At 59.8% G+C, this 23,555-nt stretch carries 22 protein-coding genes; 14 read left to right on the forward strand and 8 right to left on the reverse strand.

Annotation, left to right across the window (positions count from 1 at the left end; translation table 11 throughout):
- Positions 1 to 11 precede the first annotated feature (11 nt).
- From LT42_RS19070 to LT42_RS19080, 3 genes are read left to right on the forward strand one after another with little or no spacing between them, the layout of a single operon-like run.
- Entirely contained in the window at positions 12 to 1,826 is a 1,815-nt protein-coding gene (locus LT42_RS19070) for a sensor histidine kinase (protein ID WP_037017572.1), read from the forward strand.
- A complete protein-coding gene (locus tag LT42_RS19075) occupies positions 1,823 to 3,202 on the forward strand; it encodes a sigma-54-dependent transcriptional regulator (protein WP_037016385.1) in 1,380 nt (459 codons plus the stop codon). Before LT42_RS19070 ends, LT42_RS19075 begins: the two co-directional genes overlap by 4 nt.
- Positions 3,195 to 3,662 (forward strand): YiiD C-terminal domain-containing protein, encoded by a 468-nt coding sequence (locus tag LT42_RS19080; protein ID WP_037016388.1) that lies wholly within the window; start codon positions 3,195 to 3,197, stop codon positions 3,660 to 3,662. Before LT42_RS19075 ends, LT42_RS19080 begins: the two co-directional genes overlap by 8 nt.
- Before the next feature lie 1,013 nt (positions 3,663 to 4,675).
- On the opposite strand, the gene cysQ is transcribed toward LT42_RS19080, so the two are convergent.
- Positions 4,676 to 5,524 (reverse strand): 3'(2'),5'-bisphosphate nucleotidase CysQ, encoded by an 849-nt coding sequence (gene cysQ / locus LT42_RS19085; protein WP_037016390.1) that lies wholly within the window; start codon positions 5,522 to 5,524, stop codon positions 4,676 to 4,678.
- The gene (gene nudE, locus LT42_RS19090) at positions 5,521 to 6,087 is read right to left on the reverse strand and encodes an ADP compounds hydrolase NudE (protein ID WP_037016393.1); all 567 of its coding nucleotides are present in this window, start codon (positions 6,085 to 6,087) and stop codon (positions 5,521 to 5,523) included. The genes cysQ and nudE overlap by 4 nt, the downstream gene beginning before the upstream one ends.
- 95 nt (positions 6,088 to 6,182) lie before the next feature.
- On the opposite strand from nudE, the gene yrfG reads away from it, so the two are divergent.
- Positions 6,183 to 6,845: a GMP/IMP nucleotidase gene (yrfG, locus tag LT42_RS19095; RefSeq protein ID WP_037016396.1), complete on the forward strand. Its 663-nt coding sequence runs from the start codon at positions 6,183 to 6,185 to the stop codon at positions 6,843 to 6,845.
- Between the two features lie 159 nt (positions 6,846 to 7,004).
- Here the strand turns inward: yrfG and lysM are convergent, their stop codons facing one another.
- Positions 7,005 to 7,451, reverse strand: coding sequence for a peptidoglycan-binding protein LysM (lysM, locus tag LT42_RS19100; RefSeq protein WP_037016399.1), 447 nt, complete (start codon positions 7,449 to 7,451; stop codon positions 7,005 to 7,007).
- A 159-nt stretch (positions 7,452 to 7,610) separates the two neighbouring features.
- On the opposite strand from lysM, the gene LT42_RS19105 reads away from it, so the two are divergent.
- From LT42_RS19105 to LT42_RS19120, 4 genes are all read left to right on the forward strand, one after another.
- Positions 7,611 to 8,498 (forward strand): LysR family transcriptional regulator, encoded by an 888-nt coding sequence (locus LT42_RS19105; protein ID WP_037016401.1) that lies wholly within the window; start codon positions 7,611 to 7,613, stop codon positions 8,496 to 8,498.
- A gap of 94 nt (positions 8,499 to 8,592) precedes the next feature.
- Positions 8,593 to 9,432, forward strand: a complete 840-nt coding sequence (gene fdhD / locus LT42_RS19110) for a formate dehydrogenase accessory sulfurtransferase FdhD (protein WP_037016404.1) — start codon at positions 8,593 to 8,595, stop codon at positions 9,430 to 9,432.
- A 2-nt stretch (positions 9,433 to 9,434) separates the two neighbouring features.
- Complete coding sequence (locus LT42_RS19115; RefSeq protein ID WP_162835421.1) at positions 9,435 to 11,765, forward strand: FdhF/YdeP family oxidoreductase; 2,331 nt, start codon at positions 9,435 to 9,437, stop codon at positions 11,763 to 11,765.
- A gap of 215 nt (positions 11,766 to 11,980) precedes the next feature.
- On the forward strand, positions 11,981 to 12,442 hold the full coding sequence (locus LT42_RS19120; protein WP_037016408.1) for a glycine zipper domain-containing protein: 462 nt from the start codon (positions 11,981 to 11,983) through the stop codon (positions 12,440 to 12,442).
- A gap of 69 nt (positions 12,443 to 12,511) precedes the next feature.
- Here the strand turns inward: LT42_RS19120 and LT42_RS19125 are convergent, their stop codons facing one another.
- Together LT42_RS19125 and LT42_RS19130 are read right to left on the reverse strand one after the other, a co-directional pair.
- Positions 12,512 to 12,940, reverse strand: a complete 429-nt coding sequence (locus tag LT42_RS19125) for an acyl-CoA thioesterase (protein ID WP_037016410.1) — start codon at positions 12,938 to 12,940, stop codon at positions 12,512 to 12,514.
- A gap of 53 nt (positions 12,941 to 12,993) precedes the next feature.
- Complete coding sequence (locus LT42_RS19130; protein ID WP_037016413.1) at positions 12,994 to 14,925, reverse strand: RecQ family ATP-dependent DNA helicase; 1,932 nt, start codon at positions 14,923 to 14,925, stop codon at positions 12,994 to 12,996.
- A gap of 236 nt (positions 14,926 to 15,161) precedes the next feature.
- Between LT42_RS19130 and LT42_RS19135 the strand changes: the two genes are divergently transcribed.
- On the forward strand, positions 15,162 to 15,974 hold the full coding sequence (locus LT42_RS19135) for a hypothetical protein (protein ID WP_037016416.1): 813 nt from the start codon (positions 15,162 to 15,164) through the stop codon (positions 15,972 to 15,974).
- A 331-nt stretch (positions 15,975 to 16,305) separates the two neighbouring features.
- On the forward strand, positions 16,306 to 17,043 hold the full coding sequence (locus LT42_RS19140) for a hypothetical protein (protein WP_037016420.1): 738 nt from the start codon (positions 16,306 to 16,308) through the stop codon (positions 17,041 to 17,043).
- A gap of 142 nt (positions 17,044 to 17,185) precedes the next feature.
- On the opposite strand, the gene LT42_RS19145 is transcribed toward LT42_RS19140, so the two are convergent.
- Positions 17,186 to 18,727, reverse strand: coding sequence for a phosphoenolpyruvate carboxykinase (locus tag LT42_RS19145; RefSeq protein ID WP_037016423.1), 1,542 nt, complete (start codon positions 18,725 to 18,727; stop codon positions 17,186 to 17,188).
- Positions 18,728 to 18,918: 191 nt separating this feature from the next.
- Complete coding sequence (hslO, locus tag LT42_RS19150; protein ID WP_037016426.1) at positions 18,919 to 19,821, reverse strand: Hsp33 family molecular chaperone HslO; 903 nt, start codon at positions 19,819 to 19,821, stop codon at positions 18,919 to 18,921.
- Positions 19,822 to 19,919: 98 nt separating this feature from the next.
- Between hslO and LT42_RS19155 the strand changes: the two genes are divergently transcribed.
- Positions 19,920 to 20,729: a phosphatase PAP2 family protein gene (locus LT42_RS19155; RefSeq protein ID WP_037016429.1), complete on the forward strand. Its 810-nt coding sequence runs from the start codon at positions 19,920 to 19,922 to the stop codon at positions 20,727 to 20,729.
- Between the two features lie 67 nt (positions 20,730 to 20,796).
- Here the strand turns inward: LT42_RS19155 and LT42_RS19160 are convergent, their stop codons facing one another.
- Positions 20,797 to 21,198: an RNA-binding S4 domain-containing protein gene (locus tag LT42_RS19160; RefSeq protein WP_037016432.1), complete on the reverse strand. Its 402-nt coding sequence runs from the start codon at positions 21,196 to 21,198 to the stop codon at positions 20,797 to 20,799.
- A 118-nt stretch (positions 21,199 to 21,316) separates the two neighbouring features.
- Here LT42_RS19160 and rimA point away from each other — a divergent pair, with 118 nt between their 5' ends.
- The 3 genes from rimA to rimK are packed head-to-tail and all read left to right on the forward strand — an operon-like array spanning position 21,317 to position 23,490.
- Positions 21,317 to 22,090, forward strand: a complete 774-nt coding sequence (gene rimA / locus LT42_RS19165; RefSeq protein ID WP_037016434.1) for a S6 modification regulatory phosphodiesterase RimA — start codon at positions 21,317 to 21,319, stop codon at positions 22,088 to 22,090.
- 15 nt (positions 22,091 to 22,105) lie between these two features.
- Positions 22,106 to 22,588, forward strand: a complete 483-nt coding sequence (rimB, locus tag LT42_RS19170) for a retropepsin-like aspartic endopeptidase RimB (RefSeq protein WP_037016436.1) — start codon at positions 22,106 to 22,108, stop codon at positions 22,586 to 22,588.
- The gene (rimK, locus tag LT42_RS19175) at positions 22,585 to 23,490 is read left to right on the forward strand and encodes a 30S ribosomal protein S6--L-glutamate ligase (protein WP_037016438.1); all 906 of its coding nucleotides are present in this window, start codon (positions 22,585 to 22,587) and stop codon (positions 23,488 to 23,490) included. Before rimB ends, rimK begins: the two co-directional genes overlap by 4 nt.
- Positions 23,491 to 23,555 lie beyond the last annotated feature (65 nt).

Here is a 23,555-nt window from a genome sequence, read left to right on the forward strand (position 1 = left end):
CCGGCGATTCCATGATCAGCACGCACACCCTTCCCCGCCGCCCCCGCTGGCGCAGCCTTGCTCTGTTGGCGCTGATCCTCGCCCCGCTGTTGTGGCCGCTCGAACGCCTGGCCGAACACTATTACCGCAATGAACTGCTGAGCCAGAACCGGCAAACGCTGGACCTGTACGTCGCCAACCTGCTGGGTACGCTGCATCGCTACGAGGTCCTGCCACAGATTCTCGGCGACCTGCCCGGCTTGCGCGCGACCCTGGCAAACCCGCAGAACACCCAGGCCCAAGCCGAAGCCAATGTGCTGCTGATGAACACCGCCAAGCAGACCGGCGCAGAAGTGATCTACCTGATGGCGCCCAACGGCGACACCCTCGCCGCCTCGAACTGGGACAAGCGCGACAGCTTCGTGGGCCGCAACTTCGCCTTCCGCCCGTATTTCAGCAACGCCATGGCCGGCAACCTGGGTCGCTTCTTTGGCCTTGGCACGACGTCGGCCAAACGCGGTTATTTCTTTGCTGCGGCCGTGCGCGATGGCGACACGGTGATCGGTGTGCTGGTGGTCAAGGTCGACCTGGACCTCACCGAAACCCTGTGGGGCAAAACGCCGGAACAACTGCTGGTCACCGACCACAATGGGGTGGTGATCCTCACGTCCAACCCGGCGTGGCGTTTTCGCGCCACTCGGCCGCTCAGCGCAGAAGAAAAGCAGGCCATCGTCGCCATCCAGCCCTACCCGACCCGGGACCCGCGCCCGCTGCAGCTGGATGAAAACGGCTGGCTGAAGCAAACCCAACAGATCGACGAGACCGGCTGGAGCGTCAACATCCTCGCCCCGCAAGTGCTGGTCTCCAGGCCGGTGAGAACCGTGGTAGCCATTGGCGGTGCGACATTGCTGGTGCTCATGCTCTTGCTGGGGCTGATGATGCAACGGCGGCGGCATTACCTGGACCGCATCAACTTCGAGGCCAAGGCGCGGCGCGAGCTGGAGGTGCGTGTGGCCGAACGGACGCGTGACCTGGAGGGCGTCAACCAGCGCCTGCGTCAGGAGGTACTGGAGCGCGAACAGGCGCAGCAGGAGCTTTTCCGCGCCCAGGATGAACTGGTTCAGGCGGGCAAGCTGTCGGCGCTGGGCACCATGTCAGCAAGCATCAGCCACGAGCTCAATCAGCCGCTGGCGGCGATTCGCAGCTATGCCGAAAACGCTGAGGTGCTGCTCGATCATCAGCGCACGGAAGACGCACGCGGCAACCTCAAGCTGATCAGTGAACTCACCGGGCGCATGGCGTCGATCATCGCGCACCTGCGCGCCTTTGCCCGACGCGACCGTCACGCACCCGAAAGCGTGGCGCTGCAACCGGCGCTGGATGACGCACTCGCCCTGCTCGCCAAACGGCGGCGAGGCATGGAAGTGGAGTTGATCCGTGACCTGCCGGCCGCGACATTGTGGGTGCAGGCCGGCGAAACGCGTTTGCGTCAGGTGCTGGGCAATCTATTGGCCAATGCGCTGGATGCGCTGACCGAGAAAGGCCCGCCGCGCAAACTGTGGATCAGTGCCGCGTACAACGCCGAAGAGGTCAGCCTGTACATCCGGGACAATGGCCCGGGGTTTTCAAAAGAAGCGCTAGAGCATGCGCGAGAGCCGTTCTTCACCACCAAGACGCGCACCCAGGGGCTCGGCCTGGGCCTGGCTATTTGCGATACGCTGATGCGCGCACTGGGCGGCGAATTGTTGTTCGCCAATCATTCGGAAGGCGGCGCACTGCTGACGTTGCGCATGCGCACGGGCGCCTCGGGCGTCAACCTTCAACCGTCAGAGGACCTATCTGCATGAGCACCGAGACCGCCATCGACAGCCGGATTCAGGTGGTGCTGATCGATGACGACCCGCATTTGCGTCAGGCACTGAGTCAGACGCTGGACCTGGCCGGCCTGAAAATCCTGCCGTTGAGTGATGCCAAAGGCCTGCAAGCGCGCATCGACCGCGACTGGCCGGGCGTCATCGTCAGTGACATCCGCATGCCCGGCATTGACGGTCTCGAGCTGCTCGATCAGCTTCACGCCCAAGACCCGGAGCTGCCTGTGTTGCTCATCACCGGCCATGGCGACGTGCCGCTTGCCGTACAGGCCATGCGCGCGGGCGCCTACGATTTTCTGGAGAAACCGTTCGCCAGCGACGCGTTGCTCGACAGCGTGCGCCGGGCAATCGCGCTGCGCCGGCTGGTGCTCGACAACCGCAGCCTGCGGCTTGAACTCAGTGATCGCCAGCAGCTCAGTACCCGACTGGTGGGGCTGTCTGCGCCCATTCAACGCCTTCGCGATCAGATCGGCGCCTTGGCGGCCACCAAAGCAGACGTGTTGATTCTTGGCGAAACCGGCGCCGGCAAAGAGGTCGTCGCCCGGGCATTGCATGATCTGTCCAACAGGCGTAACGGCCCGTTCGTGGCAATCAATGCCGGTGCGCTGGCCGAGTCGGTGGTGGAGAGCGAGTTGTTCGGTCACGAACCGGGCGCGTTCACGGGCGCACAGAAACGTCGCATCGGCAAATTCGAGTTCGCCAACGGCGGCACGCTGTTTCTGGACGAAATCGAAAGCATGAGCCTGGACGTTCAGGTCAAGCTGCTGCGCTTGTTGCAGGAGCGAGTGGTTGAGCGTCTGGGCGGCAATCAGCAGATTCCCTTGGACATCCGCGTAATCGCAGCCACCAAGGAAGACCTGCGCCAAGCAGCGGATCAGGGTCGGTTCCGTGCCGACTTGTATTACCGCCTCAACGTCGCGCCCTTGCGCATACCGCCGCTGCGCGAGCGTGGCGAAGATGCCCTGGTGCTGTTTCAGCATTTCGCCGACACCGCCAGCCTGCGCCATGGCCTGCCCCGACATGAACTGCAGCCAGGGCATCGGGCGCTGCTGTTGCGTCACAACTGGCCGGGCAACGTGCGTGAGCTGCAGAACGCCGCCGAGCGCTTTGCGTTGGGGCTTGAACTGGAACTGGAAGGCGCTGCGCAGCCGGACATGGTGCCGTCCAATGGCGGTTTGAGTGAGCAGGTCGAAGCGTTCGAGCGCGCGTTGATCGCTGCCGAACTGACGCGCCCGCACAGCTCGGTGCGCAGTTTGGCGGAGGCGTTGGGCGTGCCCCGCAAAACCCTGCACGACAAGCTGCGCAAGCATGGTTTGACGTTTAACGGCGCGGGGTCGGACGACAATGAATGACTTGCACCACCTGACCGCTGCTGACCTCGAAGCGGTGCTGCATCACGACATTCCGCTTACCCGCGAGATGGGCATCCAAGTGCTCGGCTGGCAGAACCATCAACTTCGGCTGCGCTTGCCCCTGGCACCGAACATCAACCACAAGAGCACGCTGTTCGGCGGCAGCCTCTACTGCGGCGCCGTGCTGGCAGGCTGGGGCTGGCTGTATTTGCGTCTTAAAGAAGCAGGGATCGATGACGGTCACATCGTGATTCAGGACGGGCAGATCAGCTATCCGCTGCCCGTTAGACGGGATGGAGTCGCGGTGTGCGAGGGCACGGACGAAGCCAGCTGGGAGAAATTCATCAAGCTCTACCAGCGTCGCGGCCGCGCGCGAATGACCCTGAACACCCGGATCATGGCCGAAGGCTCAGAAGAGACGGCTGTGGAATTCGTCGGACAGTTCGTGCTGCACCGGTGACCTGACCGCCTGCATTTTCTGGCCTGGAGGCCGCAGCGCTCGGCGCAAACTATTGTAGGAGCGCGCTTGCCCGCGAAAGATTACTACCAGCGAATCAGAACGTGACACACCAAGAGAGGTTGAGGTATGACGTCCGTAGGAGCCGGCTTGCTGGCGAACGCAGTCGCCCAGCGCCACCTGCATTGCCTGACACACCGCGTTCGCGGGCAAGCGCGCTCCTACACCGGATTTGCGACGGACAGGTATCGGCCGGGTATGACGTCCGTAGGAGCCGGCTTGCTGGCGAACGCAATCCCCCCAGCGCCATCAGCGTTGCCTGACAGAACGCATTCGCGTGCAACTACGGGCCTACACCGAATTTGCGGCGAATGACATATCACCGGTGCACGACGTCCGTAGGAGCCGGCTTGCTGGCGAACGCAATCTCCCAGCGCCATCTGCATTGCCTGACACACCGCATCGCGGGCAAGCGCGCTCCTACACGGGGTGGATGACGTATCACCGGTGCACAACGTCCGTAGGAGCCGGCTTGCTGGCGAACGCGATCCCTCAGCGCCACCTGCATTGCCTGACACACCGCATCGCGGGCAAGCGCGCTACTACACCGGATTTGCGGCGAATGACATATCACCGACGGAATGAAATCCGTAGGAGCCGGCTTGCTGGCGAACGCAATCGCCCAGCGCCACCTGCATTGGCTGGCACAACGCATCGCGGGCAGGCGCGCTCTTACACCGGATTTGCGGCGGACAGGCATCGGCCGGGAATCGGCCGGGTATGACGTCCGTAGGAGCCGGCTTGCTGGCGAACGCAATCGCCCAGCGCCACCTGCATTGCCTGACACACAGGGTTCGCCAGCAAGCCGGCTCCTACAGGTTCAACGGCGGGCCTACGTGAGCGGTACCCACAGTCGTCAGCAGTCAGCAATGGGCAATCGGCAGTCCCTAGTCCTTAGTCCTTAGTCCTTAGTCCTTAGTCCTTAGTCCTTAGTCAGCGACTTGGAGCAACCTCGATCAGCTCTGGGGCGTGGCCAGATTCAGCAGTGCTTCGCGCCACGGGGCTTCACTTGGCAGGGCCAGGAAATATGAATTCAGCAGCGTATCCCGTGCGGGATAGCCGAATGTTGCACCGTCCAGCCCCAACACCACGCCTCCCGCGCCCTCCAGCACGCCTTGGGCAGCGGCGGTGTCCCACTGGGACGTTGGCGCCAGCCGTGGATAACAATCGGCAGCCCCTTCGGCCAGCAGACAAAACTTCAGGGAACTCCCGATATTGGTCAGTTTCAGTTCACCAACAACTGCCGACAGCCCGGTCAGCAGCCTTTCCTGCTCGGGGCTGGAATGACGGCGGCTGGCAACCACCGTAAAGGCTTCCCCCGCTGCGGGCTCATCGCGAACGCTGATCGGCGCCAAATGCCGTGCATTGTCACTTCGCCATGCCCCAAGCCCCGATCCGCCGAAATAGCAGCGGTTATTCGTAGGCATCGACACAACGCCAAACACCACCCGACCGTTCTCGATCAATGCAACGTTGACGGTGAACTCTTCGCTGCCGGAGATGAATTCCTTGGTGCCATCCAGCGGATCAACCAGCCACCAGCGTTGCCACTGGCTGCGTTCGCTTAACGGGATATTGGCGTCTTCTTCCGACAAGATGTGAATACTCGGATCCAGCGCCTTGAGGCCTGCCACCAATACTTCATGGGCGGCAAGATCGGCGGCCGTGACAGGCGAGTCGTCCGATTTGACGTTGACTTCAACGCCCGCGCGCCAAAACGGCAGGATAACGTCCCCCGCTTTGCGGCAGAGCTCGATCACTGGTTCAAGCAGCGGATGGGGCAATGTGGCAAAAGACAACGTCATGGCAAAAACTCCCCGCGCTCAGACAGAAGGTCTCGAGCCAGGTAAAGCGCCGCCAGGGCACGGCCTTCGGTAAATTGCGGGTTCTGGACCAGGCTGGAAAGCTCACGCAGGTTGACCTTGTCGACGCGCATTGGCTCAGGCTCGTCTCCGGGCAAGCTTTCTTCGTAGAGATCAGTCGCCAGAACCACCTGAATCTTTTGGCTCATATAACCCGGCGACAGCGACAGCTCGGTCAGATGCACCAGCGTCCGGGCGCCGTAGCCAGCTTCTTCCTTGAGCTCGCGATTGGCAGCGGCCAGTACATCCTCGCCCGGCTCGATCAAACCTTTGGGCAGCGACAGTTCGTATTGATCGGTGCCGCCGCAGTATTCCTCGATCAGCACAGCGTGATCGGCATCCAGCATCGCAACGATCATCACCGCGCCATAGCCGCTCCCGCTGCCAACCAGTCGCTCATAGGTTCGTTCGACACCATTGGAAAAGCGCAACTGCACTTCTTCAACGCGGAACAGACGGCTGCTCGCGACGATTTCGCGGGAGAGAACGGTAGGTTTCTGCTGCATGACGAGCTCCTTGGCGTTGACGGGTTACTATACCGTGGCTTTTGCGGATGTCTTCGCCGCAATCCCACGCACCTCTCCAACGCCGAGTGACTTGTATGCCTTCTTTGCCCTGGCGCGATATCGACACCGTCCTGCTGGATATGGACGGCACCCTGCTCGACCTGCACTTTGACAACCATTTCTGGCTGGAGCATTTGCCCAAGCGCTATGCGCAGGTGCACGGGATCAGCTTGGCGATGGCACAACTTGAACTGATGCCGCTTTTCGAGAAAAACGCCGGCACGCTCAACTGGTACTGCACTGATTTCTGGAGCGCAGAACTGAACCTGCCGGTGAAGAACCTCAAAGTCGAGATCGCCCACCTTATTGCCCTGCGTCCTGACGCCGAAACCTTTCTCGCTGCCATCAAGCAGGCCGGAAAGCGGGTGATCATGATCACCAATGCCCACCGCGACTCACTGTCGCTGAAGATGGAAAGGCTGGAGCTGGCCCCGTACTTCGAGCGCCTGATCAGCTCCCACGACTACGGTTATCCCAAAGAACATCCACAGTTCTGGGACGCCTTACAGGCTGACATTGAATTCGATCCGGCGCGGAGCCTGTTCATCGACGACACCTTGCCCATTCTTCGCAGCGCTGGCCGCTACGGCATCGGTTATCTGCTGGCTGTCAGTGAGCCGGACAGCCGCAAAGGCCCCAAGGACACCGAGGAGTTCGAGGCCGTTGAAGACTATCGGACATTAATCCAAGGCTTATAAACTGCGCGTAACGACTGTAGGAGCGCGCTTGCCCGCGAAAAATCGTACACCCGATAAAGAATGACCGGATGGACGATTTTCGTGGGCAAGCGCGCTCCTACAATGGGTTGCCATACGATCAGTGCGAATACCGATTGCACTGTTAATGCGACCGCCGCCTTACTCAGGAATACGCAGAACCTGACCCGGGTAGATCTTGTTCACGTCCTTAAGCATCGGCTTGTTGGCGTCGAAGATCTTCTGGTACTTGTTGGCGTCGCCATACACGCGCTTCGAAATAGCGCTAAGCGTATCGCCCGACTCAACAGTCACGAACTTAGCGGCAGTGACAGCGGGAGCACCTGCAGCGATGGTCAGCTGGTCATCGACGCTGCCAACACCGGAGATGTTGCCTGCGGCCAGCACGATCTTCTCTTTTTCTTCCTGACTGGCGACTTCGCCAGTCAATGTGATCTTGTCGCCTTCAACCGTTGCATGGACGTTGGGATTGCCCAAACCGACTGTCTCGATGTGCTTTTTCAACTCATCGCTGGCATTGGCGTTTCCGGGAGTGAGCAGGTCGATAAGCTTCTCGCCGGCTTCTTTCACAAAACTGAACAAACTCATGGGTTTCTCCTTGGGGTCGTTGTGGTTTCCCGCGCAACATCTGATCCGCTGACATTGCCCGACAAAGGTCCGACCCGCTTCGCTGCGCCAAGGTTTCAAGCCATTCGACGCTCGGTCGCGATAAACTCCGCCGGCCAGCCTGCGTCTCAAGGAGTGACGATGGACATCAAACAGCTGAAATTCCTGATTGCCCTCGACGAGACCCGTCACTTCGGTCAAGCCGCAGCGCGCTGCCACATCACCCAGCCAACGCTGTCCATGCGCCTGCGCAGCCTGGAAGAAGAGCTGGAACTGCCGTTGGTCAATCGCGGCCAGCGTTTTGAAGGATTCACGGCGCCAGGCGAACGGGTGCTGGCGTGGGCACGCACGGTCCTGGCGGCATATGACGGCCTGCAGGCCGAAGCAGCGGCGTGCCGCGGGCATCTGGTCGGCACTCTACGACTGGGCGTGGTGCCGCTCTCAAACTTCGATCCACTGCCCTTGTTGCAGCGCCTGCACGCGTTGCACCCGAATATGCGCTACGAGCTTTCGTCGCTGAGCTCGGAACAGATCCTTGACCAACTGGCGAGCAATCGGCTGGACCTCGGGGTGTCTTATCTGGACCGCCTCGACACCGACCGCTTCGATTCGCTGCAGCTGGCAGAAACCCGAATGGGTTTGATGTACGACCAGCGTTATTTCAGCTTTGAGCAACCGACCTCCAGCTGGGAGAGCCTGACCGAGCTTCCCTTGGGGCTGCTCACCAGCGGCATGCATTTTCGACAATCAATCGATCACAACTTCCACAGCCGCGGCCTGCATCCGACGCCGATCATCCAAACCGATGCCGTGCATCAATTGCTTCAAGCGGTGCATGGCGGATTCTGTTGCGCGATCATGCCGCTGGATGGAGGCCTTGAATCGCTCACCGAGCATCTGCGGCTGCAGCCTATTGAAGAAGCCCAGACCCTGGCGCGCCTCGGCCTGATCATGCGCCGCTCTGCCCCGCGTTCTGCGCTCGCCGAGGCCTGCCTGGCGCTCTACCACACGATGATGGAAGGTTCTTGATCGACGTCATCTATCGGGGCATCAGTACTAGCAATTAGACGTTATCCCACCGGGAGCCTAGGCTTACGCCTATTCAATCTGCCGGTAATTCCCGATGCACGCCAAGTACACGGAGTCTACGGCGCCTGCACCCAAGCTGCCCGCGCCCGCCGCAAGCCAGTCTTACAGTTATTCAAACCTTGAACATGACGTCAGCGAGCCCAACGTGCTTGCCGAGGAAGTGGCGTTGGCGATCGCTTACAACGGCATCAGCCAGGCGGTCATGCTGGTCACACCCTCCGATCTGGAAGACTTCATCGTCGGCTTCAGTATCGGCAGCGGCATCATCGAATCCCCGGATGAAATCTACGACGTCAAGCTCGGCGGTTGTGGTTCTGCCCAGACAGCAGAAGTCGAAATCGCCAGCCGCGCGTTCTGGAATTTGAAGACTCAACGTCGGCAACTGGCCGGCACCAGCGGCTGCGGTTTGTGCGGTGTTGAAGCAGTCGAACAGGCGCTGCCTGAACTCAACGTGTTGCCAGGCGCTCCGCTGCCTCCCGCTGAATGGCTCAAGGGCCTGCGCGCGCGCATGGGCGAGTTTCAGCCACTGGGTGAACACTGCGGCGCCGTCCATGCAGCGATGTTCATGGACGCTCGCGGTGAAATTCTTTTAGGTCGCGAAGACATCGGCCGACATAACGCACTGGACAAGCTGATCGGCGCACTGATTCGCCAGAACATCCCGACCACGGGCGGGCTGGCCATCGTCACTAGCCGTTGCAGTCTCGAATTGATTCAAAAAGTACTCCGTGCCGGTATCCAGACCCTTGTCAGCCTGTCATCGCCCACCGGGCTGGCGCTGCAATGGGCTCGCCGCCACAACCTCAACCTCATTCATCTGCCTAAACACAGTGCGCCGCGGGTTTACAGTCCCGCGTTGGAGAATCAAGCGTGAGCATGCATAAAGAAGCCGACAAGGTATCGACCCCCCGCTTCAAGCCCTACAAAGGCCCGGCCGGCGGATGGGGCGCATTGATCAGCGTCGCCCACTTCTGGCTGACCAGCGACAACGCCCTGAAAAACATCCGTACCATGCTTAAAACCAACCAGAACGGCGGTTTTGACTGCCCGGGTTGCGCATGGGGCGATTCGCCGGAAGGTGGCATGGTCAAGTTCTGCGAGAACGGCGCCAAGGCAGTGAACTGGGAAGCGACCAAGCGCCGCGTCGACCCGTCTTTCTTCGCCCGCTACAGCGTCAGTTCGCTGCTCGAGCAAAGTGATTACTGGCTGGAATATCAGGGCCGCCTGACCGAGCCAATGGTGTACGACGCCCCGTCCGATCGCTACAAGCCTATCGCGTGGGACGACGCTTTCGCGCTGATTGCCAAGCATCTGAACAACCTGCCAAGCCCGAACATGGCCGAGTTTTACACCTCCGGCCGCGCCAGTAATGAAGCGGCGTATCTCTATCAGTTGTTCGTGCGCGCTTACGGTACCAACAACTTTCCCGACTGCTCGAACATGTGCCACGAGGCCAGCGGCGTTGCGTTGTCGCAAAGCGTTGGCGTAGGCAAAGGCACTGTGACGTTCGACGACTTCGAACATGCGGACGCGATTTTTGTTCTCGGCCAGAACCCAGGGACCAACCACCCGCGCATGCTTGAACCACTACGCGAAGCGGTCAAGCGCGGCGCTCAAGTGGTCTGCGTCAACCCGCTGAAAGAGCGCGGCCTGGAACGTTTCCAGCACCCTCAGCACCCGCTGGAAATGTTGAGCAACGGTTCGGAGCCGACCAATACCGCGTACTTCCGTCCGGCACTGGGCGGCGACATGGCCTTGCTGCGCGGCATGGCCAAATTTCTGCTGCAGTGGGAGCGTGAAGCTCAGGCGAAGAATGAGGAGTCGGTGTTCGACCATGCGTTCCTCAACGAACACACCAATGGCGTGCTGGAATACCTGGCCGCTATCGATGACACCTCGTGGGAATTCATTGTCGAGCAATCCGGGCTGCCACTGACGGACATCGAGCGCGCTGCGCGGATGTATGCCAAAGGCAAGAACGTGATCATGTGCTGGGCGATGGGTATCACCCAGCATCGTCACTCGGTGCCCACCATCCAGGAAGTCTCCAACCTGATGTTGCTGCGCGGCAACATCGGCAAGCCAGGCGCAGGCCTGTGTCCGGTACGCGGTCACAGTAACGTGCAGGGCGACCGCACAATGGGTATCAACGAGCGTCCGCCGGCGTTCTTCCTTGATGCGCTGGAAAAGCGCTTCGACTTCAAAGTCCCGCGCGAAAACGGCCACAACGTTGTTGAAGCCATCCACGCCATGCTCGAAGGCCGCGCGAAGGTCTTCATCGGCCTGGGCGGCAACTTTGCTCAAGCGACGCCGGACAGCCCGCGTACATTTGAAGCGTTGAGCAACTGCGACCTGACGGTGCAGATCAGCACCAAGCTCAACCGCAGCCACTTGGCGCATGGCAAGGAAGCACTGATTCTGCCGTGCTTCGGCCGTACCGACATCGATATCCAGGCCGAAGGGCCGCAAGCCGTGACGGTCGAAGACTCGTTCAGCATGGTTCACGCGTCCAACGGTCAGCTCAAGCCGCTCTCGCGCCAGATGCGTTCGGAGCCTGCAATTCTGGCCGGCATCGCCAACGCGACGCTGGGCAAGAAGCCTGTGGACTGGCTCTGGCTGGTGGAAGACTACAGCCGCATCCGCGACCTGATCGCCGACACCATTCCGTCGTTCCAGAACTTCAACGAGAAGATCAAAAATCCGGGCGGTTTCTACCTGGGCAACGCTGCAGGCTCCCGTCGCTGGAACACGCCAAGTGCGCGCGCCAACTTCAAGGCGAACGTGTTGCCGAGCGATCTGGTTCACGAAAGCGTGCGAGGCACCGGCATCGTGCCGGACCTGATCATGCAATCGATGCGCTCCCACGACCAGTACAACACCACTATCTATGGCCTGGACGACCGCTATCGCGGCGTGAAAGGTCAGCGCAACGTGATGTTTGTGAACGAGGCCGACATTATCCGTCTGGGCTTTGTGCCAGGTCAGAAGGCCGACATCATCTCGATCTGGGGTGACAACATCGAGCGTCGCGTCAAGGGCTTCACCCTGCTGCCGTTCGACATTCCGGCTGGCCAGGCCGCGGCTTATTACCCGGAAGTAAACCCGCTGGTACCGCTGGAGAGCGTGGGCGACGGCAGCAGCACGCCGACGTCGAAGTTCGTGGCAATCAAGCTGGAGCGGCATGTTGAGACCGCACGGATCATCTGATCCGTGCTGCGAAAATCAACGCCACAAAAAAAGGCCCGAGTCGCAAGATTCGGGCCTTTATCAAGTAGCGTATGACTCGCCAACCCGATTTAGGTTCCCTTGTCAAAACAATAAGTTAGCGTTTTGTATACAGGTCGTGTTATTCGTCGGAATTCGATTGTGACATTTTCTTCATAATTGCAGGATCGCGGCGTCATCCCTATGAGCATCCATACATGAAGTATTCCTCGATTCTGTTGTTGTCGTTCTCACTGGTCAGCGGTTTTGCCTCAGCAGGCGATAACGTGACGGCCGGCGTGGGCGGTGCATTGGGTGGGGTACTCGGCTCCGTCGTCGGCCAGCAGGTCGGCGGCAGCACAGGTTCGGCCATTGGCGCCGGGCTTGGCGGCGCAGCCGGTGGCGCAGTGGGCGCCAACCGTCGCAACCGTACCGAAGCCGCCATCGGCGGCGGCCTGGGCGCTGCAGGCGGCAACGTCATTGGCCGCAGCGTTGGTGGCAGCACCGGCAGCCTGATCGGTGCAGCAGCGGGCGGCGGCGCCGGCGGTGCACTCGGTAACTACATGGGCGACGAAAGCCGCCGTGACGACGACCGTGGTCGTGGCTACCGTGGCGATCGCCGCGACTACAAGCATGGCCGTGGCCACGCATATGGCCATCGCAAGCACCATCGCGACTGAGACTGACGAGCAGGACGCTCGTGTCTGATCCGCTGAACACCGGCCGCCGATAACGCGGCCGGTTTCATTTCAGGGCACCAGACGCTCAAGCGCCTGCCGCAACCCTGCAGGTATCGGCGCCGGCTGATTCGTCCCTCGATCCACAAACACGTGCACGAAACGCCCTGCCGCGCGCGCCTCCTCCTCACCCGCTCTGAACACTGCCAGCTCATATTGCACCGAACTGTTGCCCAGCTTGCCCACCCGCAGGCCAACCTCAATGGGCTCTGGATACGCGACCGAGGCAAAGTAGTCGCATGACGAACTCACCACAAAACCCACGACCGCGCCGTCGTGAATGTCCAGCCCGCCCTGCTCGATGAGGTAGGTATTCACGGTGCTGTCGAAAAAGCTGTAGTAGGTGACGTTGTTGATGTGGCCATAGACATCGTTGTCGTGCCAGCGCGTCACGACCGGCTGGAAGTGGCGATAGTCGGCGCGCTGTGGTGTGTCGTTCATGTGGCTCCCTCCGGTTTGTCTGTCGTATTGCCTGGTTATGCAAGCCGCGAGCGCTACTGAACATGGCGCTGAATCCACTCGCGCACCTGCGCATATGGATACGCCTCCAGGGCCGCGAACCCACCGATGTTCCGCGCCTTGAGCCGGGTGAATAACGGCACGCTGATGCCGCATAAAAACCGCGTCAGGCACTCCACGCTCGGATCATGCCCTCGGCCCTCAAGATGTTTGCCGACGAACTCACCGCACACGCTTGCAAAATCCTGCTCGGTCAGCGGCGCCAGCGCGGGAGGCTCGGGAAGCCGCGCGATTCGCCCCGCACATACCGAACAATGCCCGCAGTGCTCAGGCGCGCGGCCATCGCCGAAATAATGCGCCAGGCGATAACTAAGGCACTGTTCACTGGCAAACAGTTCGAGCATCGCGTGGATGCGGGCGACTTCAGTCGATTCGTGATGGACGAAGTAAGCATGCAACTCCTCACTCAGCAACTGGGCGTCGAAGTCCGCTGCGATCAGGTTGTACACCTCCGTCATTTGCTTGCTTTCGAGTTCGATCCAGCCCTTCTCCTGAAAGAAATCCAGCGCCGTCACGACTCGCCCGCGCTCGGCCTGATACTGCTGATACATCGCGTCGAAGTTGACCGTGGCCCACGTGCGTGCCCGACTGGACGTCTCGGTCAGGGCCTGCACAAATTCGCGGCGTTCGCCCTGAAACCGCTGCACCAGCACCTCGGGTTCGATCAGGTATTTGAAGCGGTATTCCGCGAAATACGAGTAGCGCGGTGCGATGATCCCGCGCAGCTCCAACTGCACCAGCAGCGTTTTGAGCGGCAGCTGGCGAATGTTACTGAGGTCCGACAAAGGCCCCAGCAAAAACTCCCACTGAGGGTCACGCCGCGCACCTTGCAGATCCTCCAGCACGCACCGGATACCTTCCAGCTCCGGCGTATCGCCGTACACAAAATTCTCCAACACGTTCAGGCTGTCGCGATTGGCCAGGACCAGACACTCCGAGGTCGCGCCGTCGCGCCCCGCGCGACCGATCTCCTGACTGTAATTCTCGATGGACTTGGGCAAATCGAAGTGCACGACGTTACGAATGTCGCTCTTGTCGATACCCATGCCGAAGGCAATCGTGGCGACGATGCAATTCAGCCGACCGTCCATGAACTGCCGCTGGATCGACTCGCGCTTATCGTGAGGCAGGCCTGCATGGTAGGCATACGCCGGGATGCCGTTCTGTGACAAATGGGCCGCGACAAACTCGGCCGTTTTCTGCAGCGTGACGTAGACAATGCTCGGCTGCCCGGCCCGCTCGCCAAGCCACTCCACCAGCCGCCGCCGCTTGTCACGGCCCGCAACCGGCTCGACCTGCAGGGTCAAGTTGGGTCGGTAGAAACCGGTGGTCACGACATCGTCCAGCGCAATGCCGAACTTGCGCTGCATGTCGTCGATAACCTGGGGCGTCGCAGTTGCCGTTAGAAGCAACGCCTGGGGAATATTGAATTCCCGCTGGTAGTCGGGAAGTTTGAGGTAATCGGGTCGGAAGTTGTGGCCCCATTCGGATATGCAATGTGCCTCGTCCACCACCAGCAAGGAAATCGGCACCTGCGTGATGAAATGCCTGAAGCGCTCATTTTTTAAGCGCTCGACGGAGATCATCAGAATCTTCAACTCACCGGAGCGCGCGCGGGCCATGACGTCGGCCACCTCGTCTCGGCTTTGCGCCGAGTCTATGCTCGCGGCAGCGATGCCATGTCGCTGAAGAAACGCCAGTTGGTCCTGAATCAGCGCCAACAAAGGTGACACGACCAGCGTCAGGTGCGGCAAAAGCAATGCCGGCAGTTGGTAGCAGAGGGATTTCCCGGAACCTGTGGGGAAGATTGCCGCGGCGGAGCGTCCCGCCAGCACCGCGCTGATGGCGGCCTCTTGTCCGGCGCGAAACTGCCGATAACCGAAAACCTGCTCGAGGGTTTGATGCATATGCTGTCACTCCTTTGACCGTCGCGAGGGCGTGAACCATAGCGCGGTGGGCTTGGGCGCAATACACCTAAACCATTACAGAAATATCGCGCAGGATACATCCGGGCGGACCGACGCGTGCAAATGCTGGCAAAACGGCATGCCTAAGTTTAATCTCGCGCGAAATGTTACGTGGCGCCGGTCAAGCCCGGCCGACCGCGGCTATTGGAAATCTGAATACTTGCCAAGGAGAGGCCATGCAATCCACACCCCAGCCCGAGGATGACGGGCTCACCATGAAACGCCTGGCGCCAGGGCAGTTCGACGTTGTGCTCGGCGCTCATCCCGTTCGACGCAATGCCCCAACCGGGAAGAGCAACGGGCACTGGCCATTTGGCAGCCTGATGATCTGCCTTGCGCTGTTGATCGCAATTATCTTTTTCATCGTGCAGATGTTTCATACGCCCAAGCCTGCCGCCGCAGCCATACCTGCGCCACCGGTTGCAGACCTTGTCAGCGAACCGGAACCCGTGGAGCCGGCAGCCAAAGTACGTGCTGTCGAACAAGTCATATACGTCGCCCCGAAACAGGATCTGGCACCGCCTGCCACTGCACGATCACTCGACACCTGCCTCAAAGACGGCAACGTTATTGATCGGGATGTCATCAACTGCCGCTTCGGCAATGCTCAACCCGGTGACGCCCAGGCATCGCGTCCACAGGGCATGGTCTCAGATCGCTACATGGCCAACTACAAGGCGGTTGCCGCCAAGCCTAAAACCGAAGCCGCACGGCGTTACGAAGTGGCAGGCGTGTTCATCCGTGAAATTGACGGGCGCAACCGCTATGAAGCTCGTTATCGTATTTTTAACAATCACATCGAAACAGAGAGTGTCTGCATGAACTTCCTGAGTGACAGCGTCGAACACCGTGAATGCCGGCGCGCTGCCGTTCCCTATTTCAAAGACATGTGCAGTGACTGGAGCAAGCGCGTCGCCAAAGACAAAAGCGACAAGAATAAACTGGCGCAAGAGCAGTACTGCACCGCGGCCCGGGACTATTCAGCCTGACGGATGGCCAAGCAGTCCTGCGGTAAATCCGTCTGCTGATGTATCGAGCGCAGAGCCTCGCGAAAGGCAACGAAGCTTATACAGATACTCTCTGACGTTTTACGCTCACCCCTTCAACTTGGAGCCAGACAGGCCAAGCGCTGTCCAGTCCATCGTCCATGGCCTCCACGCCGAATGCCACGCAGACGAAAACATCGAATTCCTGCAGAGACCGCCCTATAGGGCCGGTTTCTCATTCCGCTTTTTGTCTCTGCTGCATTGATCCGTCTCAGGTTTCTGCGGTCATAGGAAGCTACAGTCAGAAACAACCGCAGCCACATGGACAGAACCTATGCCACAAGCAGCCTCGCGAACCCCTTCCCGCCTGCTCCAGCTGCTACTGGCTGCCACAACCGCTACCCTTCTAGGCTGCGGCGATGATGCCAAGTCTCCCGACACTGCAACTACCGCCGCCGCGACTCCGCAAAAAGTGATGACTGTCGATGTCAGCGGCGCTTTGAACCTGCATTACGAAGCCAGAGGCGATCAAGTGGCGGTCGGCTTTTTACCTGGGAAACTGCCGGGTTCCAACTGGCTGACACTGAGCGCCGATCAAGAAGCCGAAGGCGACCGCAACGAAGTGAGTATCGGGCCTATTCTTGGTTTCTCCTTCGACAATCCCGATCAGGAAAAGCAGGCCATCATGTTTCAGGGCGGCCGGGTCGAAGTTGCGCACGATGAAAACAGCGCGTCCTATGACACCGGTTCGTACTATCAGTACTTCGATACAGACAAAGCCGGCGGCAACAGCAACGTCAAACTCAGCTTCACAAAAATCGAAAAACTCAGCTCCGCCAACAAGCTGCTCGACCGCTACCGGCTGATCGGGACTTTCCAGTTCAATGCCGCGCTTTCCCCGGAGCAACCCAGCGACGAATGCACCCGCGAAGCGGCTGCGTACGCGGCCGAGCACGGCGAGCGTCATCCCGGATTTGACGCGAAGCTGTGCAGTGCCAAAAGCGTTGTGGCAAAGGGAAGTTTCGACATTACCCAGGACTTTCCTGTCACGGCCAAGACGGACGGGCAGTGACCGCCGACTGTCCGGGCGGCGGCGCGCCCGAAGCGCTGACACCGCCCCCCTCCGCTGAAGCCGTTCAAGCACAACTGCATGTATAAACGCCGTGCATAAAAAAACCGCCCCGAGGGGCGGTTTCTTGTTGCGGGAGCCGATCTTACAACTTCGGACCCGCTGCCTTGATCGCGTCGCTCACTTCAAACTTCTTGAAGTTTTCGATGAACAGGCCAGCCAGCGCTTTGGCAGCCTCGTCGTAGGCCGCTTTGTCAGCCCAAGTGTTGCGCGGGTTGAGCAGACCGGTCTCTACGCCCGGTACGGAGGTCGGGACGTCCAGGTTAATGGTGTCCAGATGCTCAGTTGCCGCACCGATCAACGCTCCGCTTTGAATGGCCGCGATGACGCCACGGGTGGTCGGGATGTTGAAGCGCTTACCCACACCGTAGCCGCCGCCGGTCCAGCCAGTGTTGACCAGGTAGACCTTGGAGCCGAAGCCACGGATACGCTTGATCAGCAGCTCTGCGTATTCGCCAGCCGGGCGCGGGAAGAACGGCGCGCCGAAGCAGGTGGAGAATGTCGACTTGATGCCCGCGCCCGAACCCATTTCAGTGGAGCCCACCAGTGCGGTGTAGCCCGACAGGAAGTGATAGGCCGCCTGTTCTTCGCTGAGAATCGACACTGGCGGCAATACGCCGGTCAGGTCGCACGTCAGGAAGATCACAGCATTGGGTTCGCCACCCAGGTTTTTCTCGGAGCGTTTCTCGACGTGCTCGAGCGGGTAGGCCGCGCGGCTGTTCTGAGTCAGGCTGCTGTCGGCGTAGTCGGCGTGACCGGCGGCGTCCAGCACTACGTTTTCCAGAACTGCGCCATGCTTGATGGCTTTCCAGATAACCGGCTCGTTCTTCTCGGAGAGGTCGATGCACTTGGCGTAGCAACCGCCTTCGATGTTGAAGACCACGCCTTCGCCCCAGCCGTGTTCATCGTCACCGATGAGGTAGCGGGTTTCGTCAGCCGACAGGGTGGTTTTGCCGGTGCCGGACAGGCCGAAGAACAACGTTACGTCGCCTTCTTCACCAATGTTGGCGGCGCAATGCATAGGCAGAACGTCGGACGCTGGCAACAGGAAGTTCTGCACCGAGAACATGGCTTTCTTCATTTCACCGGCGTAACGCATGCCGGCAATGAGTACCTTCTTCTGGGCAAAGTTGATGATGACGCAGCCATCGGAGTTGGTGCCGTCACGCTCAGGCACGCACTCGAAGTTGGCAACGTTGAGCACCTGCCACTCTTCACGACCCGCCGGGTTGTACTGGGCCGGGTTGATGAACAGGCAGCGACCAAAGAGGTTCTGCCAGGCAGTCTGTGTGGTCATCTTGACTGCAAGGTAGTGGTCTTCGGCCGCGCCTACGTGGACGTGGGAAACGAAGTGTTCCTGGGCATTGTTAAACGCCTCGACACGCGCCCAGAGGGCGTCGAACTTGTCCGCCGGGAATTTCCGGTTGATCGCACCCCATGCAATCGCAGCCTGAGTGGATGGTTCGTCTACGATGAAGCGGTCGGCTGGCGAACGGCCTGTACGGTGGCCGGTTTCGACGACAAGTGCGCCAGTATCGGACAGCACGCCTTCTTCGCGTTTGAGGGCTTCTTTCACCAGATCGTCGACACTGAGATCGGTATGAACGGCGTTATTGGCTTGCGTCATGAGATTCCCCGTCGGCTCGATGGCCGAGTGCTCCAAACGTTTTGTAGTAGAAAAACCGACACTACTACAGCTAAAAAGTGGCCGGATTATGCCAGAAAAGCCCAAAAAAGGTAGGGCCCTCTTGTCAGAACTACATGAAGAAGAGTCAAGCGGGCCGGGCGGAAAGCATTCAGCCCAAAGCCCGCACTACATCAATGGCGGGTATCGGACGGAGTATCTACCCCACCCCCTGCAAACAGCTGCGCTACATCGGTTGCGTCGAAGAAATAGCGCTGATTGCAGAACTGGCAGTCGATCTCGACTGCGCCATGATGCTCGATCACTAATTGCTGTGCATCTTCCAGACCAAGACTGACCAGCGCGTTGCCAGAACGTTCGCGCGAGCAGCTGCAACGAAACACCAGAGGCTGCACGTCGAACATGCGCACCGCGTCCTCGTGGAACAACCGGTGCAGCACGGTTTCGTTGGTCAGGCTGAGCAATTCCTCGGCGGTCAGAGTATCGACCAGCGTGTTGACGTGCTGCCAACTGGCTTCACGCTCCTCGGGCTCTTTGAGCTTTTCGGCTGGCAACTGCTGCAGCAGCAGGCCCCGGGCACGCTTGCCATCGGCCTTTATCCAGAAGCGAGTCGGCAGCTGCTCCGACATCACGAAGTAACTGGACAGACAGGCAGACAGGTCAACGCCATCCAGTCCGACAATGCCTTGATAGCGTTTGCCCTGACGCGGATCGATGGTCATGGTGAGGTCGCCATCAGGCATCAGATCAAGAAGCGTCGCGTCCGGCTTGACCAGGGCCTCATCGTAACGGGCGATGCCGCGCAACTCGCGCTCGCTGGAGCATTCAACCATCAGCAGCGACACGGGGCCGAGGGACCGGGCCTGCAAGACCAGAAGCCCGTCAAACTTCAATGTGCCCACCAGCAGTGCGGCAGCGGCGAGCATTTCGCCGAGCAGCTGGGCGACCGGTTCGGGATACGGGTGCTTGGCAAGGACCTCGGCGTAGCTGCGCTCGAGGGCGACGAGCTCACCGCGAACGTCGCTTTCGTCAAAGATGAAACGCTGGGTGTAATCGGTGTCCGCAAAATCGTGCATAGGAGAAGGTATCTGAATGGATGACAAAGTGATGACAAGCGCTTATAAAGCGCGGTTTAGCACCGACGGGTGCACTGTCATGCCGATGGGGGCATTTTATGGACTATCCCGCGTTGTTCCAACCCAAGTGGAACGGCAAAAAATTCCTGCTGTGCAATCTCGTCGCACTGGCCCTGCTGCTGCTGTGGATCTGGCCAACAGGGCACGCAGCTTTTACCCAGCTCGACGAAGGTCTGTTTCATGTCCTCAATCGCCCGCTGGAGCAGAACAAAGTGTGGCTGTGGATCTGGACAATCGCCAGCATGCGGCCCTTCGATGTCGTGGTCGGGCTGATTCTCCTCACGCTGCTTATAAAAGGCGAGTGGGTATTCAAAACCCTGCAAACGCGTGCCGCGCTGATCGGTTTCGTGTTGACGCTGATCTTGCTGCTGATCATCCGCACGGTTTTTTCCAAAATCATCGACCACAGCTCGCTGCAACATGACAGCGCGTCCATGGTGATCCCCGACGCTATCAAGCTCAGCGATATATTCCCGACGCTGGAAGACAAATGGCAGCTCAAGGACCGCTCGAGCCAGAGCTTTCCGGGCGACCATGCTTCCGTGCTGCTGATCTGGGCAATGTTCATGAGCGTCTATAGCCGCACCTTAGGCCAACGTGTGGTCATCTGGGCGCTGGCGTTGCTGTTCATGATGCCGCGTCTGGTGGCTGGCGCGCATTGGGGTCAGGACGATTACATCGGCGGGGTGATGATCGCACTCCTGGCGCTGGGCTGGAGCTGCTACACCCCGTTCGTGGCGAAGGCCACCGGGTTCTTCCTGCGCCTGACCGCACCGCTTTTCAACATCCTTGGCCGCCTGCCACTGCTCCGCTGCCTGAGCATCATGAAGCCGGGCGCTCATCTGTAACCACTACCCGCGTTGCTCCCCGCCTTGACCGTGTGTTCGCTCCGCGGTCATTGCCGCGGCGGTGTACCTAATCATCGCCAGAGCGGAACTGGAACAGCTGCCGGCGCTGTTTTTTGCTCGGCTTGCCATCGGTGGTAATCCCCAGATTGCCTGCTTTGCGCATCTCGGCCGCTTGCTCACGCTTGGCGATGCTGTCCGGGGTCTCGCTGTACAGCAATTGGGCTTCAGGGGCTCCACGTCGAACGATGGACAGCGCTTGAACCACTACCGTGCGCTCATCAAAGCCCATTCGGATTTGCAACTCATCGCCTACGCGCGGTTCTTTACCCGGTTTGCAACGCTCCCCTCGACAATGAACCTTGCCGCTTTCGATAGCGGCCTTGGCCAATGCACGTGTCTTGAAAAAGCGCGCTGCCCATAGCCACTTGTCCAGACGGACTTTGTCGTCCTCATCTGACTTCTGTGTCATCTGAATTCCTCGATCGTGTAAATGTCAGAACAGTACTACGTCACGTCGGGGGCGCAGTTACGCCCACCCTCGTTTACACTGCCCACCAGGATTCAAGTACCTGCTTCTGGAGTACGACGTGACAGACTTTCCAACGGCATTGACGGGCGGGTGCAAGGGCTGCAAAGACAGCCCGGCACTGGATTTCGAATTCGAATTCGCCTATCAACCTATTGTGGATGTCCGAGACCGCTCGGTATTTGCCCATGAGGCTTTGGTACGTGGCGTCAATGGTGAAGGAGCACTAACCGTGCTCAACCGCGTTGACGACACCAACCGTTACCGTTTCGATCAATTGTGCCGAACCCGTGCAATTTCAACTGCCGCCCGGCTGGGAATGGCCAGCTATCTCTCGATCAATTTTCTGCCCAATGCGGTGTATCGGCCGGAGATGTGCATTCGCAGCACGCTGGAAGCGGCAAAGGCGCATAACTTTCCGCTCGATCGGCTGATCTTTGAAACCGTCGAGAGTGAACAGCTGGGCAATAACAAACACCTGACCAATATCCTTCGCGAATACCGGGAGTTTGGCTTCAAAACAGCGATTGATGACTTCGGCGCCGGCCACTCGGGCCTGACGCTGCTTGCCGACTTTCAGCCCGACCTGATCAAGCTCGACATGGCACTGGTGCGCAATGTTCATCTGGACCCGGCGAGGCAGGCGATCGTTCGCGGCGTTGTCACAATGTGTAAGGACCTCAACGTTACAGTGATTGCCGAAGGCATCGAACACACAGGCGAGCGGGACTTCCTCGCCAATTGCGGCATTTATCTGATGCAAGGCTACTGGTTCGCCAAGCCTGCATTCCAGGCACTGCCGCCCATAGATGCCAGCGTTTGGCAAAACGCGTAAACCAACGGAAACGCTTTGAAAACATTTGATCATCTGACAGTCGTTGGCCTGCGCGAATGGGTGGCGTTGCCCCATCTGGGCGTCGCCGGTTTGCGTGCAAAAATCGACACCGGCGCAAGTACCTCCAGCTTGCATGCAACTGAAATCGAACCGTTTGAGCGAGACGGAGAAAAATGGGTGCGCTTCAACGCGCACCTGGGGACGGTGGTCCAGCTGCGCCACCGCCGCTGCGAGGCTCAACTCGTTGCGATGAAAACCATCAAAAGCTCCAATGGCCACGCCCAGGTCCGGTACGTCATACGTACAACGCTGGCGCTGGGGGATCGGGTCTGGCCGGTGGAGTTCACGCTGGCCTGCCGCAAGGCGATGCGGTATCGGTTGTTGCTGGGTTCCAAGGCTTTGATTGATGGCCAGCTGGTCGTCAATCCGGGTGTTACTTACGTTCAGGACAAGCCGGTTTCTCCGGCTTCAAATCTCTCTGCCACAGGTGCTGCATGAAGATCGCTGTGCTTTCGCGAAACCCGCGTCTGTATTCAACTCGTCGCCTGGTCGAAGCGGGTATTCAGCGCGGCCATGAGGTCGTGGTGATCGACACTCTGCGCGCCTATATGAACATTGCCAGTCATAAGCCGCAGATCCATTACCGGGGGAAACCCCTGGAAGGCTTCGATGCAGTCATACCCCGCATCGGTGCGTCCGTGACCTTCTACGGCTGCGCCGTGTTGCGTCAGTTTGAAATGATGGGGGTGTTCCCACTCAACGAATCGGTTGCGATTGCGCGCTCGCGCGACAAGCTGCGCTCGCTGCAGCTGCTGTCACGGCGTGGAATCGGCCTGCCCGTCACCGGCTTTGCCCACTCGCCGGATGACATCCCCGACCTGATCCAAATGGTTAATGGCGCGCCTTTGGTGATCAAGGTGCTGGAAGGCACCCAAGGCATCGGCGTTGTGCTGTGCGAAACCGCAACGGCCGCCGAATCGGTGATCGAGGCGTTCATGGGGCTCAAGCAGGACATCATGGTGCAGGAGTACATCAAGGAGGCCGGTGGTGCAGACATCCGTTGCTTCGTGGTGGGCGACAAGGTCATCGCCTCAATGATGCGTCAGGCCAAGCCTGGAGAGTTTCGCTCGAACCTGCACCGTGGCGGCACCGCCAGCCTGATCAAAATCACCCCCGAAGAGCGCATGACAGCCATTCGCGCGGCCAAGGTCATGGGGTTGAGTGTTGCGGGTGTAGACATTCTGCGCTCCAACCACGGACCGCTGGTGATGGAGGTCAACTCATCTCCGGGCCTTGAAGGGATCGAGACAACCACCGGCAAGGATGTCGCTGGCATGATCATCGAGTACATCGAGAAAAACGGCGCGCCGCACATGACCCGCACCAAAGGCAAAGGCTAGCGCGCGCCTGTAGATGACCAAGCACCGTAATCGCGAGCAAGGTGCCCGCGATCACGGCGCCAGGA

It is taken from the genome of Pseudomonas lutea (assembly GCF_000759445.1).
Classification (GTDB): Bacteria; Pseudomonadota; Gammaproteobacteria; order Pseudomonadales; family Pseudomonadaceae; genus Aquipseudomonas; species Aquipseudomonas lutea.